Source organism: Neisseria blantyrii (genome assembly GCF_962747855.1).
Classification (GTDB): domain Bacteria; phylum Pseudomonadota; class Gammaproteobacteria; order Burkholderiales; family Neisseriaceae; genus Neisseria; species Neisseria viridiae.
In genome coordinates, this window is sequence record NZ_CAUIZY010000002.1 from 1 (window position 1) to 15097 (window position 15097).

At 54.6% G+C, this 15097-nt stretch carries 15 protein-coding genes and 1 pseudogene; 7 read left to right on the forward strand and 9 right to left on the reverse strand.

From position 1 onward, the window contains the following. Positions 1-431 precede the first annotated feature (431 nt). The 3 genes from ileS to Q9J80_RS02420 all read right to left on the reverse strand — a co-directional run bounded on the left by ileS (position 432) and on the right by Q9J80_RS02420 (position 4759). On the reverse strand, positions 432-3221 hold the full coding sequence (gene ileS / locus Q9J80_RS02410) for an isoleucine--tRNA ligase (RefSeq protein WP_301672847.1): 2790 nt from the start codon (positions 3219-3221) through the stop codon (positions 432-434). Positions 3222-3363: 142 nt separating this feature from the next. Further along, entirely contained in the window at positions 3364-4284 is a 921-nt protein-coding gene (gene ribF / locus Q9J80_RS02415) for a bifunctional riboflavin kinase/FAD synthetase (RefSeq protein ID WP_301672846.1), read from the reverse strand. A 100-nt stretch (positions 4285-4384) separates the two neighbouring features. Then, positions 4385-4759 carry a hypothetical protein gene (locus tag Q9J80_RS02420; RefSeq protein ID WP_301672845.1) on the reverse strand — a complete coding sequence of 125 codons (375 nt, stop codon included), beginning with the start codon at positions 4757-4759 and terminating at the stop codon, positions 4385-4387. Positions 4760-4886: 127 nt separating this feature from the next. Here Q9J80_RS02420 and Q9J80_RS02425 point away from each other — a divergent pair, with 127 nt between their 5' ends. Both Q9J80_RS02425 and Q9J80_RS02430 read left to right on the forward strand, forming a co-directional pair. Next, positions 4887-5777, forward strand: coding sequence for a YoaK family protein (locus tag Q9J80_RS02425; protein ID WP_301672844.1), 891 nt, complete (start codon positions 4887-4889; stop codon positions 5775-5777). Between the two features lie 79 nt (positions 5778-5856). Next, complete coding sequence (locus Q9J80_RS02430; protein WP_304671430.1) at positions 5857-6534, forward strand: YiaD family glycine zipper/OmpA-like lipoprotein; 678 nt, start codon at positions 5857-5859, stop codon at positions 6532-6534. A 284-nt stretch (positions 6535-6818) separates the two neighbouring features. Here Q9J80_RS02430 and xth read toward each other — a convergent pair whose 3' ends face one another. Further along, the gene (gene xth / locus Q9J80_RS02435; protein ID WP_304671429.1) at positions 6819-7589 is read right to left on the reverse strand and encodes an exodeoxyribonuclease III; all 771 of its coding nucleotides are present in this window, start codon (positions 7587-7589) and stop codon (positions 6819-6821) included. A 59-nt stretch (positions 7590-7648) separates the two neighbouring features. Then, a complete protein-coding gene (locus Q9J80_RS02440; protein WP_304671428.1) occupies positions 7649-7930 on the reverse strand; it encodes an ArsR/SmtB family transcription factor in 282 nt (93 codons plus the stop codon). 268 nt (positions 7931-8198) lie between these two features. On the opposite strand from Q9J80_RS02440, the gene Q9J80_RS02445 reads away from it, so the two are divergent. After that, positions 8199-8438 carry a hypothetical protein gene (locus Q9J80_RS02445; protein WP_304671427.1) on the forward strand — a complete coding sequence of 80 codons (240 nt, stop codon included), beginning with the start codon at positions 8199-8201 and terminating at the stop codon, positions 8436-8438. 27 nt (positions 8439-8465) lie between these two features. Here the strand turns inward: Q9J80_RS02445 and Q9J80_RS02450 are convergent, their stop codons facing one another. The 3 genes from Q9J80_RS02450 to Q9J80_RS02460 form a co-directional block, all read right to left on the reverse strand. Further along, complete coding sequence (locus Q9J80_RS02450; protein WP_304673163.1) at positions 8466-8642, reverse strand: hypothetical protein; 177 nt, start codon at positions 8640-8642, stop codon at positions 8466-8468. 27 nt (positions 8643-8669) lie between these two features. Then, positions 8670-9551, reverse strand: a complete 882-nt coding sequence (gene nadC, locus Q9J80_RS02455; RefSeq protein WP_304671426.1) for a carboxylating nicotinate-nucleotide diphosphorylase — start codon at positions 9549-9551, stop codon at positions 8670-8672. Between the two features lie 86 nt (positions 9552-9637). Next, positions 9638-10576, reverse strand: coding sequence for an NUDIX hydrolase (locus tag Q9J80_RS02460; protein WP_301672838.1), 939 nt, complete (start codon positions 10574-10576; stop codon positions 9638-9640). Positions 10577-10880: 304 nt separating this feature from the next. Between Q9J80_RS02460 and nadA the strand changes: the two genes are divergently transcribed. The 3 genes from nadA (at position 10881) to Q9J80_RS02475 (ending at position 14031) form a co-directional block, all read left to right on the forward strand. Then, complete coding sequence (nadA, locus tag Q9J80_RS02465) at positions 10881-11993, forward strand: quinolinate synthase NadA (RefSeq protein WP_301672858.1); 1113 nt, start codon at positions 10881-10883, stop codon at positions 11991-11993. A 51-nt stretch (positions 11994-12044) separates the two neighbouring features. Then, entirely contained in the window at positions 12045-13553 is a 1509-nt protein-coding gene (gene nadB, locus Q9J80_RS02470) for an L-aspartate oxidase (RefSeq protein ID WP_301672837.1), read from the forward strand. Between the two features lie 226 nt (positions 13554-13779). Further along, positions 13780-14031 carry a hypothetical protein gene (locus tag Q9J80_RS02475; protein WP_301672836.1) on the forward strand — a complete coding sequence of 84 codons (252 nt, stop codon included), beginning with the start codon at positions 13780-13782 and terminating at the stop codon, positions 14029-14031. Here Q9J80_RS02475 and Q9J80_RS02480 read toward each other — a convergent pair. Beyond that, positions 14006-14677 (reverse strand): hypothetical protein, encoded by a 672-nt coding sequence (locus Q9J80_RS02480; RefSeq protein ID WP_301672835.1) that lies wholly within the window; start codon positions 14675-14677, stop codon positions 14006-14008. The two genes, Q9J80_RS02475 and Q9J80_RS02480, sit on opposite strands and share 26 nt — an antisense overlap. 94 nt (positions 14678-14771) lie before the next feature. Here Q9J80_RS02480 and Q9J80_RS02485 point away from each other — a divergent pair. Next, a pseudogene (locus Q9J80_RS02485) lies at positions 14772-15053 on the forward strand (transposase); the annotation flags it as partial. Positions 15054-15097 lie beyond the last annotated feature (44 nt).

The window sequence follows — 15097 nt, forward strand, 5'->3', positions numbered from 1 at the left end:
AGGCGGGAATCCAGACCCCCGACGCGGCGGGAATCTATCGGAAATGACTGAAACCCCGAGATTCTAGATTCCCACTTTCGTGGGAATGACGGGATGCGGGTTTCCGTGCGGACGTGTTCGGATTCCCGCCTGCGCGGGAATGACGGCATATAAGTTTCCGTGTTGGTTTAAGTACGCCGCAGGGTTGGCTGCAAGGTAAACTGTGGCGTGGCTGTAGGGTGGGTTCAGCCCACCGATTCATCGACTCCAACGTTTCCGATGCTTCCAACGGTTTCAGACGGCATTTTTTACACAATTCCCACCATTTTCCATCATTCCCGACAACACCGTAATCTTGAAACCCCTCCGCCATTATGAAGACAAATCGCGGCGCAAAAAATGCCGTCTGAAATGCTGTTTGGCGGTTCCAGACGGCATTTGCTCAAACTTTATCAGGCGTAATGGCGCGTTTCGCCTTCTCCGCCGACATTCTCTGCACAGCGTTTGCAGACGGTTTCATGGCCTGCAACTGCGCCCACATCGTGGGTGTAGTGCCAGCAGCGTTCGCATTTTTCGCCGCCGCTGGCTTTGGCGGTTACGGCAAGTTCATCACCTACTTTCACTTCTGCTTTAGACACCAGCAAAGCAAAGCGCAATTCTTCGCCCAAAGCGTTCAGATAGCCGGCCATTTCTTCCGGAGCCGTAATTTCGGCTTCGGCTTGCAAGGACGAACCGACGGTTTTGTCGGCGCGCAAAGGCTCGATGGCGGCGGTTACGGCTTCGCGGGCTTCGCGGATTACCGTCCATTTTTTCACCAGTTCGGCTTCGGCTTTTTCGTTGATGGGCGGGAACTCGTGCCAAGTATGGAAGAGGACGCTGTCTTCTTCGCCGCCGCCAATGATGTCCCACGCTTCCTCGCCGGTAAAGCACAAAATCGGTGCAATCAAGAGAACTAGGCTGCGCGTGATGTGGTACAGGGCGGTTTGCGCGCTGCGGCGTGCATGGCTGTCTGCTTTGGTAGTGTAGAGGCGGTCTTTCAGGATGTCGAGGTAGAACGCGCCCAAATCTTCCGAGCAGAAAGAAACAATGTCTTTTACAGCAAAGTGGAAGGCGTAGCGAGGATAAAAGTCGCCTGCCAGACGCTCTTGCAGCTGACGTGCCAATACCAAGGCATAGCGGTCGATTTCCACCATGTCTGCCTGTTGCACGGCATCTTCAATAGGATTGAAGTCGCTGAGGTTGGCAAACAGGAAGCTCAAGGTGTTGCGGATACGGCGGTAGCTTTCAGTTACACGTTTGAGGATTTCTTTGGAAATCGACAATTCGCCGCTGTAATCGGTGGATGCCGCCCACAGGCGCAAAATGTCCGCGCCGAACTCGTTATACACTTCTTGCGGCGCGACGACGTTGCGGATAGATTTCGACATTTTGCGACCGTTTTGGTCAACCACGAAACCGTGGGTCAGCAGCTGTTTGTACGGCGCGCGCCCCATGGATGAGGCGCAACCGGTCAACATAGACGATTGGAACCAGCCGCGGTGTTGGTCGCTGCCTTCGAGGTAGAGGTCGGCGGGCCAGTCCAATTCTTCGCGCTGTTTCAAGACAGAATAATGGGTCGAGCCGGAGTCGAACCATACGTCCATCGTATCGGAAAGTTTGTCGTAGTTTTCGCAATCTTCTGCGCTCAACAATTCGCCCTTATCGAGGGAGAACCAAGCCTCGATGCCTTTTTCTTCGATGCGTTGCGCGACTTTTTCCAAAAGTTCGGCAGAGTTCGGATGCAGCTCGCCCGTTTCTTTGTGAACAAAGAAAGTCATCGGCGTGCCCCAATAGCGTTGGCGTGAAACCACCCAGTCGGGGCGGCCTTCGATCATCGCTTCCAAACGCGCGCGCCCCCAAGACGGGAAAAACTCGGTATCGTCCACGGCCTTGATGGCTTTGTCGCGCAGGGTTTTGCCGTCGGCACCGGCTTTGTCCATACCGACAAACCATTGACCGGTCGCGCGGTAAATCAGCGGCGTTTTGTGCCGCCAGCAGTGCGCGTAGCTGTGTTCGATTTTACTGCTTGCCAAAAGGTTGCCGGTTTCTTCCAACCATTGCAGGATAACGGGATTGGCTTCCCAAACGCGCATACCAGCGACACGAGGTGTTTCGCTGATGTATTTGCCTTCGGCATTGACGGGGTTGTAAAGCTCAATGCCGTATTTATTGCAGACAGCGTAGTCTTCCAGACCATGCGCAGGCGCAGTATGCACCAAGCCTGTACCGGCATCGGTGGTCACATGGTCGCCGTTGAGCATGGGAATATCACGTTCGAGGAACGGATGATTCATGTGCAGGTTTTCCAGCTTGTCGCCGGTAGTTTCGGCAAGAATAGCAATGCCGTCTGAAAAACCGTAACGTTTGAGCGCGTCTTCTGCCAAATCTTTGGCCAACACCAATTTGCCTTTAGGCGTATCAATCAGTTGATACACCACGTCTGCGCCAGCTGAAACAGCTTGGCTCGCAGGCAGCGTCCAAGGCGTGGTTGTCCAGATAACGGCAAACGCTTTGCCTTCGATACCTGCCAAACCGAATGCGGCGGCAAGCGCGGCAGTGTCTTTAAACGGATAGGCAACGTCAATCGCAGGCGATACTTTGTCTTTATATTCCACTTCCGCTTCCGCCAGCGAAGAGCCGCAGTCCAAGCAGAATTGAACCGGTTTTGCGCCGCGATAGAGATAGCCGGATTTGTAGATTTCGCCGAGCATACGCACGGTATCAGCTTCGGTTTTGAAATCCATGGTCAGGTAAGGATCGTCCCAGTCGCCCAACACGCCCAAGCGGATAAAGTCTTTTTTCTGGCGGGCAACCTGTTCGGCGGCATATTCGCGGCACAATTCGCGGAAACGCGCTTTGGGCATGTCTTTGCCGTGCAGCTTTTCCACCATCACTTCGATGGGCAGGCCGTGGCAGTCCCAACCCGGTACATAAGGCGCGTCAAAACCGGCTTGGGTTTTGCTGCGGATAATGATGTCTTTGAGAATTTTATTGACGGCATGACCGATGTGGATGTCGCCGTTGGCATACGGAGGGCCGTCGTGCAGAATAAATTTCGGACGGCCTTTGGCGATTTCGCGCAGTTTTTGGTAGCGTTTTTGCCCGTACCAGCTTTTCAGCCATGCAGGCTCGCGCTTGGCAAGATTGCCGCGCATCGGAAACGGGCTCTCGAGCAGGTTGACGGTTTTACTGTAATCGGTCATTTTTTAATCTCTATTGTTACAATAATTTCGGTTTCAGACGGCATTGCGCCTCAAACAGCATTTCACAACGGGAAACCCCTATGCCGTCTGAAAAGTTAAAAGATTGATTGTAGCCCAATCGGATGGTTTGTATAAGGTTTTTCTACCAACACTTTGCAGCTTCCATATCGGCTGCTATCTGCCTTTTCAGTTCTTCCATACCGTCAAACTTTTCTTCATCGCGCAGTTTGTGCAGGAAACGGATGTTGAGGTGCTGTCCGTACAAATCGCCTTGAAAGTCGAAGAGGTGGACTTCCAGCTTTTGAGAACAGCCGCCGCCGACGGTGGGATTGAAGCCGAAGCTCGCCACACCGCGCCGCGTGCCGAATGCGCCGTCCGCATCGACGACGAACACGCCGCCGAGGGCATAACGGTGGTTGGGCAGGCGGATATTGGCGGTCGGGGCGTTTAGGGTGCGTCCTAGCTTTCTGCCGTGTACCACCCTGCCCCCCAAAACGTAGTCGTGTCCCAAAAGTTTTTTCGCATAGGCAAGGTTGCCGTCTGAAAGGGCTTGTCGCACGGCGGTACTGCTAGTGCGGATGTCTTCGACGATGACGGAAGGCGTGCGCTCAGTTTGCATATCGGGCTGTTGTGCCAACAGTTCAAAACAGCCTTCCCGCCCCGCGCCGAAACGGAAATCGTCGCCGACGAGCAAATAACGCGTATTTAAGGTTTGACGCAGCAGGCGGTCGATAAATGCTTGCGCGGATATTTCGGAAAAATTTTGATCGAAACGTAAAACCCAGACGGCATCGACGCAGCCTGTGCCTTCCAATAATTCGAGCTTGGTGCGCAGGGGGCTGATGCGGCACGGCGGGGTTTTGCCTGCAAGGGCGGCAAAAAATTCTTTGGGTTGGGGTTCGAAGATAACGGCAACGACGGGTAATCCGCGCGTATCGGCTTCGAGGCGGAGTTTTTGGAGGATGTGTTTGTGTCCGAGGTGTACGCCGTCGAAATTGCCTATGGTTACGGCGGCCCCCTGTGGAAAGTCGGGCGCGTCATGCCGCCCCAGCCTGATTCTCATTGTTGCGTTCGGGTATGTGGTGAAACAGGCGGTCATTGTAAACGGTATTACGGTTTATAGACAGTAGGCGTGTTCAGACGGCATATGCCGCCGCTTCTGACTACCACCACCAGGGGCGGTAGAAGGGATAGCCCCAGTCGTCGTAATAGCGGTACAGGCGTACTTCTTTGAGCTGCTGTTGCGAGATGTAGTTCTGCCACGCCATTTTGTAACAGGCTTGGAACATGGGATCGGAAAGCTTTTCGGTATAGCGTGTTTTAAATATCTGTCTTTCGGCATCGGGCATGGGCGCATATCCTGAATCGAACTGACGGCGGATAAGCTGTGCGGTCTCGCGGTCGCATTGCGCTGCAAGGGCGACTTGCAGGTCCTGTTCGTAGCGTTGCTGTGCCTGACGGTATGCCGCCTGCTGTTCGGGTGTGGCGCAGGCAGTCAGTATGAGTATTGCGGCAGCGGCCGCGATGTATCGGCGCATGGTGTTCTACCCTCCTCGGAAACAGATTCAATGTACGCTCTTTTCAAAAACTTGTGAAGTTCGCCCCTAGATTGTTTTCGCTATAAAATGCGGTTCTTGAACATGCTTTCCGAACCGTCCGCCCATTATGAACGAATCCGACCGCCACGCCAAACACGCCCGCACTCCGCGCCGCAACCGCCTGCATCTGCCTCCGTTTTGGCAGGCAGACCGCCCGTACCTGCACGAACACCATATCTCCGATGCGCGTTTCCGCCGTTTGGGCTACATCATGTCGCTGCTGGCAGGCGCAATCAATGCCGGCGGTTTTTTTGCATTTGCCCGCTACACGTCGCACGTTACCGGCTCGATGTCGCTGCTGGCGGACATGGTATATCTGAAGCAATGGACGGCGGCAGCGGTGGCGATGGTCAGCGTGTTGTGTTTCATCGCGGGTGCGGCGCATTCGGGCTGGGTGATTTTATGGACGCAGCAGATGCGCTTTCGGGGCAGCTACGGGTTGTCGATGTGGCTGGAAGCGGTTTACCTGCTGGTTTTCGGCCTGTTCGGCATTACCGCGCTGCAATGGGATACGGACGGAGGCTTGGTCTTCCCTTCCCTCGCGCTGTTCTTGCTCTGCTTCATCATGGGGATGCACAACACAGTCATGACGCTTTTATCGGGCGGTGCCATCCGCTCGACCCACATGACGGGTACGGCGACCGACTTGGGCATCGAAATCTCACGCGCCCTGTATTACTCCAAAACCCACCATCCCCGCCTGCCGCACGTCCGCGTCAACAAACCCAAAATGTGGCTGCTCAGCGGCATGATGCAGGCCTTTCTGCTCGGCGGCATCATCGGTGCGTGGGGCTACCATAAAATCGGACACCACTTCGCCCTGCCCGTTTCGGCGGTATTGCTGATACTGGGTGCAGGATCGGTCGGTTACGACGTCAAGGTCCGTTTTTTGTGGATATGGCGGAAGTTTCGGCGCAAATACCGACAAACCGGTGTTGTTTCGGGAAAAATCGGGTAATTTCAGGTTAACGCCGCTTATTTGGACGGCATGATTGTTTATAGTTGTACGGTTTGACATATACACGGAAGGAAACGCCATGACTTTCTTCAAACCCTTTACCGTCGTGCTGACCGCATCCGCACTCGCGCTGTCCGGCTGCGTTGCCGACCCCGCAACCGGACAGCAGTCCCCAAGCAAATCCGCCATGTACGGTTTGGGCGGCGCGGCAGTGTGCGGCATCGTCGGCGCACTGACCCACAGCGGCAAAGGCGCACGCAATTCCGCGCTTGCCTGCGGCGCAATCGGCGCGGGCGTGGGCGGTTATATGGACTATCAAGAGCAGCGGCTCCGCCAAAGCCTTACCGGCACACAAGTCCAGGTTCAACGCCAAGGCAACCAAATCAAGCTGGTGATGCCCGAAAGCGTTACCTTCGCCACCGGCAGCGCGGCGTTGGGCGGCAACGCGCAATACGCCCTGAACACTGCCGCACAGACGCTGGTGCAGTATCCCGACACGACGCTGACCATCAACGGGCACACCGACAACACGGGTTCGGATGCCGTCAACAACCCGCTTTCGCAACACCGCGCCCAAGCGGTTGCCTACTATCTGCAATCCCGCGGCGTGGCGGCTTCGCGACTGGCGGTTTACGGCTACGGTTCGCATATGCCTGCCGCGTCCAACGCTACGGCTGAAGGCCGCGCGCAAAACCGCCGCGTCGAAATCCTCATCAACCCCGACCAACGCGCCGTCAATGCGGCACAGCAAATGTAAGCCCCGCGCAAAAGGAATGCCGTCTGAACAACCTTCAGACGGCATTTCCATATCCGCAAGCGCAGCCGTATCTCCCTTTTCCCCGACTATAATTCTATGGATAACGCCTTGCCGTTTGCCGGGAAACCGCGGATTGCAGCCGATGGCGTGCAAATGCGGCCTAACCTTGCAGACGTTACCGCCATACCGCGATACTCTCTGCAACCTCATCGTTTAAACGGATATTCAATCAAAATGCCGTCTGAAACCCTGCGAAGTTTCAGACGGCATTTGCCTTTCCCGAATTACAAATCGAATTCTGCCGCCACGGGCGCGTGGTCGCTCGGACGCTCCAGCGCACGCGTCTCCAAATCGACGCGGACATCCTTCAAAACGGCCGCCATTTCGGATGTAACCAATATATGGTCAATACGCAGGCCCAGTTTGCGCTGGAACATCGCGCCGCGATAGTCGAACCATGTGTAAAACGCACCTTCGGGATGGACTTGGCGCAGGCTGTCGGTCAATCCCAAATCCAGCAGATTTTGAAACCACTGCCGTTCAACGGACGAACAGTGGATTTTTTCATACCATTTTTCAGGGTCGTAACAGTCCGCATCGGCAGGCGCGATATTGAAATCGCCCAGCAGCACCAGTTTGCCGTGGCGTGTCATTTCATCGCGGACAAACTCCGTCAGTGCGGCAAACCACTGTTCCTTATATTTGAATTTGGGGCTGTCCAAAGCCTCGCCGTTGACGCAATAGACATTGATGACGCGCACGCCGCCGACGGTCGCCGCAATCACGCGCCGTTGCGGGTCATCCGGCAGGGAAGGCAAACCGATATGCACGTCCTGCGGCACGCTGCGGCTGACAATTGCCACGCCGTTGTAGGTTTTCTGCCCGCTCCAAACACAGTGCCAGCCCATCATCTGCAAGGCGGCGGCGGGAAACTTGTCCTGATCGAGTTTGAGTTCCTGTAAAACAAGGACATCCGGCGGATTATCGGCAAGCAGGTTTTGCACTTGCGGCAGCCGCACATTGAGCGAATTGACGTTCCAAGTGGTGATTTTCATAACATTTCCGAAAAATGCTGTCCGAAACGTTCAGACGGCAAAAGGAAAGGATTCTAACACTATGCCACGCGTTTGTTTTCCAAATCGCGAACCGTGTGCAGAATCGCCACCGCGTCTTCGGAAATCAGGCGGTATTCGATAATGCGGTGGTAACGCGTAAAATCGACTAGACCTTCCACGCGCAGGCGGTTCAAATGGTTGGAAACTGCTGTCGCAGGCATGGACAGGGATTCGGACAGCTCGGCAATATTGCAATCGCCGTCCAACAGTTGGATCAGTATCGCCATACGTTCGGGATGCGCCATCAATTTGAGTATGGTGTGGAGCGGTATTGTGTTCATCGGTATTCCTAAAACCTTTTCCGCCCGCCAAGCGGATTGACGGGCGGCAGATATGGATGATTTTGATTATCTTTATAAATTGTATTATAAATCAATTATTTATATATGATTGTACAGGATTGTATGTTCCTTTTCCCACTATTTTTGCAAACAAGCGTAAAGACAGGCTTTCAGACGGCATAAAACTGCCGCCTCTGTCCTTTCCCCCTGCCCTGCCGCCGAGCGGAATCATCCGTATTTTTTAAGAAAACCATTATGGATATTTTCCGTGAATCAAGGCCGTTCTGCGCAACAGGCCGTCCAACGCCAACATCCGGTTCAGTATTTCATCATCGCCGCCGACGATACGGGCCAGATGTGCATCGGTCGTGCCTTCCTGACGATGCACCGCATCCCCGACAAGGAAAACCAGATACATACCGATATGGCTTTAGCGTTGCCGACAGTAGTGAAAGACGCGGTGGCAATATGGGCAGATATGGATGCATTGGATAGGTGTTCCGGCTGACCGCTCCGTTACTGCCGTATCTTTCGGCTACCGTTCATCAAATGGTTCCAATGCCGAAATACCTAAATCGCGCCTGCCCGAAACGCTGTTTTTTTCTAAAGCATCACGACCTTCACGAAAAATGCCGTCTGAAGAATATTTCAGACGGCATTTCCTCCTTGAGGCAATAACCGGATTACGGTTAAGCGGTTCCTTGCCTGACATATCAGACAGCCGCCTGCACCCTAAAACTCACGCCACAAAATCCAGACCTATGTCCAACGAACGGCTGCTGTGGGTCAGATAGCCGAGGGCGATGCCGTTCACGCCGGTTTGCGCCACGCGCTTCAGGCGGTTGAAGCCGATGCCGCCCGATGCTTCGCAATAGACGGTGTGGGGGTGGACGGTTTGCGTGTGGCAGCGGTTTGCCGCTTCTTCCAGGGTTTTGTCGTCCATGTTGTCCAGCAAAATCCGTTCCGCGCCCGCCGCGATGGCTTCGTCCAGTTGTGCCAGCGTGTCCACTTCGATTTCCACGCAGGTCAATGGTCCGACCGACTGTTTTGCCTGCCGCACTGCTTGGGCGATGCTGCCGCAATAGGCGAGGTGGTTGTCTTTGATGAGTACGGCGTCGTCCAAACCCATGCGGTGGTTCACGCCGCCGCCTGCCCTGACGGCGTATTTTTGCAGGACGCGCAGCAGGGGGATGGTTTTGCGGCTGCACACGATGTCTGTACCGTATTCGGCGACTTCGGCAACGGCACGCGCGGTGGCGGTGGCGATGCCGCTTAAGTGCGTGAGGTAGTTGAGCGCGGTGCGTTCGGCGGCGAGCAGGGCGCGGGCGTTGCCTTCGACGGCGGCAAGCATCTGACCTGCGCGGACGGTTTGCCCGTCTTGGATTTCGGCTTGAAAGCGGACGGACGGATCCATCGTCTGAAAGGCGATACGCGCCAAGTCCATACCGGCGATAACGCCGTCTTCGCGGCTGACAAGGAAGAGTTTGGCGGTTTTGTCGGGCGCGATGACGGCGGCGGACGTAATGTCGCCGCGCCTGCCCAAATCTTCGCTCAAGGCTTGTTCTACCATGGGATGCAACAGGGTATCGGGTAAAGGAAGAAGATTGTTTTCAGACGACATGAAGTTTCCTTTGTTGGAAAAATTTGGAAAAATATTGATATTGCCCCGATGGGGCAAAATTTAATTTGAAGCCGTCTGAAAATCAGTTAGCGGCTACCCAGTGGCAGTCCGATATCAGAAATCAGCTGGTCGGGCAGAACGTCGTCGCGGAAGCGGTAAAGCTGCGCGGGACGGCCTTTGCTGCCCGATACGCCGGTATCCGACGGCTCGATAAGGTTTTGCTGCTGAATCTGGCGGCGAAAGTTTTGCTTGTGCAGCAATCTGCCGCTGATGGCTTCGACGCTGTTTTGCAGTTGCAGCAGCGTGAATTCGGGCGGCATCAGTTCAAAAATCACGGGGCGGTATTTGATTTTGGCACGCAGGCGGGACAGGGCGGTCGCCAACACGCGGCGGTGGTCGTGGCGCATGGGCTGTCCCGTAAGCGCGAAGTCGAAGTTTGCCTGCGGCTCGGCGGCTTCCGCTATCAGGCCGCTTTCATACAGCATTTCATAGCGTTGCAAAACGTATTCTTCTGACCAGTTTTCCGGTTCGCCCCCCCAACACAAATGAATGCGTTTGAGCCGCTTTTGGCGCACTTCCTCCGTGTCCGCCGAGTTTGCCCAAATGCGCAGGCGGCTGACGATGGCGTCGCGCTGCTCGCCGTCGGTACGCAAATCTTCCCACGGGAAATAGCTGTAGCAGTCCTGCCATTTCGCGTCGGGATGCAGGATGCTGTCGGCGGCCTCGCGCACCAGCCCCAGATAGCTGACGTACAAGACAGGCAGGCCTTGCTCGTTTTGACGGCGCGTATCGACAAATGTGTAAAGCTGTTCTACATAACCCATGGGCTGAGATGTCTGCTTGGCGACCCACATCCTGACCCCTGCCTGCAAGGAGTGGCGAAGCGGTGCAAGCAGGCCGTTGGGCAGCAGCGCTCCTTGGGCAACGGTCAAAACCCTCAAGCTGCCGTTTGTAATGGCGATCAGTACAGGAACCAGCTCGACGATACTTTGCGGCGGGGCTTCGGCTTCGGGGTAGGCATCCATGCTCAGCTTTCTGCGGGTGGGAAAGGCTTTATTGTATAGTGGATTAAATTTAAACCAGTACAGCGTTGCCTCGCCTTGCCGTACTATTTGTACTGTCTGCGGCTTCGTCGCCTTGTCCTGATTTTTGTTAATCCACTATAAACCAAAGCGGTTTGTCGGAACGAAGCGGGTCGGTTTTGCGGTATCTCAAACCTGTTTTCAGACGACCTTGCATATTATACTCAAGTTGAGCATAATATAAAACAGTTTGAAAAACAGACGGCAAACCTTCATGCCGTCTGAAAACCAGCTACAAGGAAACATCATGCAAACCGCCGCCCGCCGCTCGTTCGATTACGATATGCCCCTCATTCAGATGCCGACTTCCGCCTGCCAAATCCGTCAGGCGTGGGCGAAGGTTGCCGACACGCCCGACCGCGAAACGGCAGGCCGTCTGAAAGACGAAATCAAGGCTTTGCTGAAGGAGAAAAACGCGGTCTTGGTGGCGCATTATTATGTTGATCCTCTGATTCAGGATTTGGCTTTGGAAACAGGCGGATGCGTGGGCGATTCGCTGGAAATGGCACGCTTCGGCGCGGAACACGAAGCCGGTACGCTGGTGGTGGCGGGTGTGCGATTCATGGGCGAGAGCGCGAAAATCCTCTGCCCTGAAAAAACGGTGCTGATGCCTGATTTGGAAGCGGAATGTTCTTTGGATTTGGGTTGTCCGGAAGAGGCGTTTTCGGCGTTTTGCGACCAACACCCCGACCGTACGGTGGTGGTGTACGCCAACACTTCCGCCGCCGTGAAAGCGCGTGCCGACTGGGTGGTAACGTCTTCAGTGGCGTTGGAAATCGTGTCGTATCTGAAATCGCGCGGCGAGAAACTGATTTGGGGACCCGACCGCCACCTCGGCGACTACATCCGCCGCGAAACGGGCGCGGATATGCTGCTGTGGCAGGGTTCGTGCATCGTCCACAACGAATTTAAAGGGCAGGAATTGGCGGCGTTGAAGGCGGAACATCCCGACGCGGTGGTGCTGGTTCATCCCGAATCGCCGCAAAGCGTCATCGAACTGGGCGACGTGGTCGGCTCGACCAGCAAACTGCTGAAGGCCGCCGTATCGCGCCCTGAAAAAAAATTCATCGTAGCAACCGACTTGGGCATCCTACACGAAATGCAAAAGCAGGCACCCGACAAAGAATTTATCGCCGCCCCGACGGCGGGCAACGGCGGAAGCTGCAAAAGTTGCGCGTTCTGCCCGTGGATGGCGATGAATTCGCTGGGTGGCATCAAACACGCCCTGACAAGCGGGTACAACGAAATCCTGTTGGACAGGAAGCTGGGCGAAGCCGCCAAACTGCCTTTGCAGCGTATGCTCGACTTCGCGGCAGGACTGAAGAAAAAAGATGTGTTCAACGGCATGGGGCCCGCCTGATTTGCCGTCAATATTGCCGTTTCAGACGGCCTCTCAAACAAGGACAACACCATGCAAACCGATTGCGACGTATTGATTGCCGGAAACGGGCTGGCGGCACTGACGCTCGCCCTGTCGCTGCCTGAATCGTTCTGCATCGTCATTTTGTGCAAAAACCGGCTGGACGACACCGCCAGCCGTCATGCGCAAGGCGGGATTGCGGCGGCGTGGTCGGGAGAGGACGACATCGAAAAACACGTCGCCGATACTTTGGAAGCGGGCGCGGGTTTATGCGACGAAGCCGCCGTCCGCGCCATCCTGTCGCAGGGCAAACCGGCAATCGAATGGCTGCTGGCGCAGGGTGTGGCGTTCGACCAAAATAATAACGGCCTGCACCTGACGCGCGAAGGCGGGCACACCTGCCGCCGAATCGCCCACGTCGCCGACTACACGGGCGAAGCCGTCATGCAGAGCCTGATTGCCCAAATACGCCGCCGCCCGAACATCCGCGTTTGCGGGCGGCAGATGGCGTTGGACGTTCAAACCGAATCAGGCGCAGCATGCGGACTGACCGTCCTCGACTGCCGAACGCAAGAAACCTACCGCATCCGTGCCCGCCATACCGTACTCGCAGGCGGCGGCTTGGGACAGATTTACGCCGCCACCACCACGCCGCCCGAATGCACGGGCGACGCCATCGCCATGGCGATACGCGCAGGCTGCGCAGTGGAAAACCTCGAATTTATCCAATTCCACCCTACAGGCTTGGCAAGGCCGTCTGAAAACGGCCGCACCTTCCTGATTTCCGAAGCCGTGCGCGGCGAAGGCGGTATCCTGACCAACCAAGCGGGCGAACGGTTTATGCCGCATTACGACCGCCGCGCCGAACTTGCGCCGCGCGACATCGTTGCCCGCGCCATCGCCGCCGAAATCGCCAAACAAACGCAAGACTTCGTCTCGCTCGACATCAGCCATCAACCCGCAGCGTTCGTCCGTCAGCATTTCCCTTCCATTCATCGGCACTGCCTGTCCCAATGCGGCTTGGACATCACGCGCCAAGCCATCCCCGTCCGCCCCGTGCAACACTACACCTGCGGCGGCATCCAAACCGACCCCTGCGGCAGAACCTCCCTGCCGCAGCTCTACGCCTTAGGCGAAACCGCCTGCACAGGGCTGCACGGAGCCAACCGCCTCGCCAGCAACTCCCTGCTCGAATGCGTCGTTACCGCCAGGCTTGCCGCCCAAACCATCGCGGAAGGACAAGCATTCCAAACCGTACCGTCCAAAAGGTCGTCTGAAAACCCCACCGCCGAAGCAGGCATCTTTTCAGACGGCATCCAAAGCGCATTCAGCCGCCCCGTCCTGCAAGCGTTCAACCAACGCCATCTCGGCATCCTCCGCAACGATACCGGCCTGCGCCGCGCCATCGACCAACTGCGGCTTTGGAAGCAAAATCAAGCCGAACCGCACACCGCGTCCGAATACGAAAACCGCAACCTACTCGAATGCAGCCTCGCCGTCGCCCAAGCCGCATACAGGCGGAGACAGAACATCGGCGCGCATTTTAATAGTGATTGTTAAGGTTGACTGGTTAGAAAAAAAATCGTTCAAATAAATTTGAATAGCATGGTTGAGAAATTGGCATTCAGTTTTTATGGTTGCGTAAGTTGGGTTATCAATCTGTTCTATAGTGGATTAACAAAAATCAGGACAAGGCAACGAAGCCGCAGACAGTACAAATAGTACGGCAAGGCGAGGTAACGCCGTACTGGTTTAAATTTAATCCACTATCACCGATACCCATGCTTTGGGCACTGTAGCTGCTTTCGTTGCGGATGTCTTCAAAGCTGAAACTGCGGGCGGTGAGTTCGTTGTGGTCTTTGTCTGCGGCAGAAGCGATGGCGCCGCCTTTAAGCCGGACGCTGTCGGCTGTGATGTGGTAGCCGCCTTCGCCGGCAAAGAGGCCGCTTTGGCTGCCGACGTTAAAAGACAGCCTGAATATTTTTCAGACTGTCTTTTTGAAGAGATGGAAGTTATTTGTTTCTCAATATCTCAATAAGGGCGGCTTTGGACTGGTAGAAGTCCAAATCAAATAATGAAATGCCTAAATGTTTGCAATATTCTTCGATCATCTCCACAGTCAGCCTGTTTTTTTTGAGTCTTTCGGTATATTTTTCTGTCTGTTCAAACGGCAGCGGCGTGCCATATTCCATAAACTCGACACGACTGGTTTCTTTATGCAGCATAACATTTCTGGTTTCGCAGTCATGACGGGAAACCTGTTTGCTGCCCTCATACAGGGTAAATGAGACCGCACCGAATTCGTCTTTGCCAAAATATGGACGTAAATACATAGCCAATAATCTGATTTTCCACAGCAAGGCTTCATACGGCACACTTGAAAAGTCTGTGCCGTTCCGGTTATTACCTATTAGCAATGACCAATCAGACTGCGTTTCCAACAATAAATATTTGGATGATCCGGTAATCTCAAGCGGATTCAAGAAATCCAATTTCTGACTGAGGGTATATTCCTCATCCAAATACGATAGTTTCGGTTTTAGATTTTGATAAAAATCACTTAAATCCATACGTCTTTTTAGATAAAGATCCAGTGCTTTTTCAAATGGCGCGCCAATAAAATAAAACTGTTTCAGGCTCGGATGGCCGTCTCTTGCAAGAAAAAAATCTTTGTTTACATTCATAATTTAATCCACAGTCCTTAAAATTACAATAGCATCCGGATCATTACTCAATGCTCTTGAAAAGCAGAAAGGTCGTCTGAAACACTGTTCAGACGGACTAGACCCCAAACAATTCAAATCAGGCACGAGTGTCAAAGGCCGAGAGCGTATATCAAAAGTCGGCAGTAGGCGACTACGAACCGCCCTGTATATGCCTGCCATGCACGCCTACCGAAGCCGAACCTTTGCCCCTTTTGTGAGCCGCTTGAAAGCCAACGGCAAAAGGCCGAAGCAAATTATAGTCGCCCTGATGCGCAAACTTGCCGTCATCGCCTACAACTTGATAAAGACAGGGAAAGACTTTGAGCCGCAAAGATACATGAGCAAAAACCAGTAACCTTTGAAGATACAAACCTAAAAACAAAACCTGCTGAAAAATCA

Excerpts from the sequence above, each read along its gene's own strand:
- ileS (WP_301672847.1), bottom strand. The coding sequence starts at position 3,221 with ATGACCGATTACAGTAAAACCGTCAACCTGCTCGAGAGCCCGTTTCCG.
- ribF (WP_301672846.1), bottom strand. The coding sequence starts at position 4,284 with ATGAGAATCAGGCTGGGGCGGCATGACGCGCCCGACTTTCCACAGGGG.
- Q9J80_RS02420 (WP_301672845.1), bottom strand. The coding sequence starts at position 4,759 with ATGCGCCGATACATCGCGGCCGCTGCCGCAATACTCATACTGACTGCC.
- Q9J80_RS02425 (WP_301672844.1), top strand. The coding sequence starts at position 4,887 with ATGAACGAATCCGACCGCCACGCCAAACACGCCCGCACTCCGCGCCGC.
- Q9J80_RS02430 (WP_304671430.1), top strand. The coding sequence starts at position 5,857 with ATGACTTTCTTCAAACCCTTTACCGTCGTGCTGACCGCATCCGCACTC.
- xth (WP_304671429.1), bottom strand. The coding sequence starts at position 7,589 with ATGAAAATCACCACTTGGAACGTCAATTCGCTCAATGTGCGGCTGCCG.
- Q9J80_RS02440 (WP_304671428.1), bottom strand. The coding sequence starts at position 7,930 with ATGAACACAATACCGCTCCACACCATACTCAAATTGATGGCGCATCCC.
- Q9J80_RS02450 (WP_304673163.1), bottom strand. The coding sequence starts at position 8,642 with ATGTCAGGCAAGGAACCGCTTAACCGTAATCCGGTTATTGCCTCAAGG.
- nadC (WP_304671426.1), bottom strand. The coding sequence starts at position 9,551 with ATGTCGTCTGAAAACAATCTTCTTCCTTTACCCGATACCCTGTTGCAT.
- Q9J80_RS02460 (WP_301672838.1), bottom strand. The coding sequence starts at position 10,576 with ATGGATGCCTACCCCGAAGCCGAAGCCCCGCCGCAAAGTATCGTCGAG.
- nadA (WP_301672858.1), top strand. The coding sequence starts at position 10,881 with ATGCAAACCGCCGCCCGCCGCTCGTTCGATTACGATATGCCCCTCATT.
- nadB (WP_301672837.1), top strand. The coding sequence starts at position 12,045 with ATGCAAACCGATTGCGACGTATTGATTGCCGGAAACGGGCTGGCGGCA.
- Q9J80_RS02480 (WP_301672835.1), bottom strand. The coding sequence starts at position 14,677 with ATGAATGTAAACAAAGATTTTTTTCTTGCAAGAGACGGCCATCCGAGC.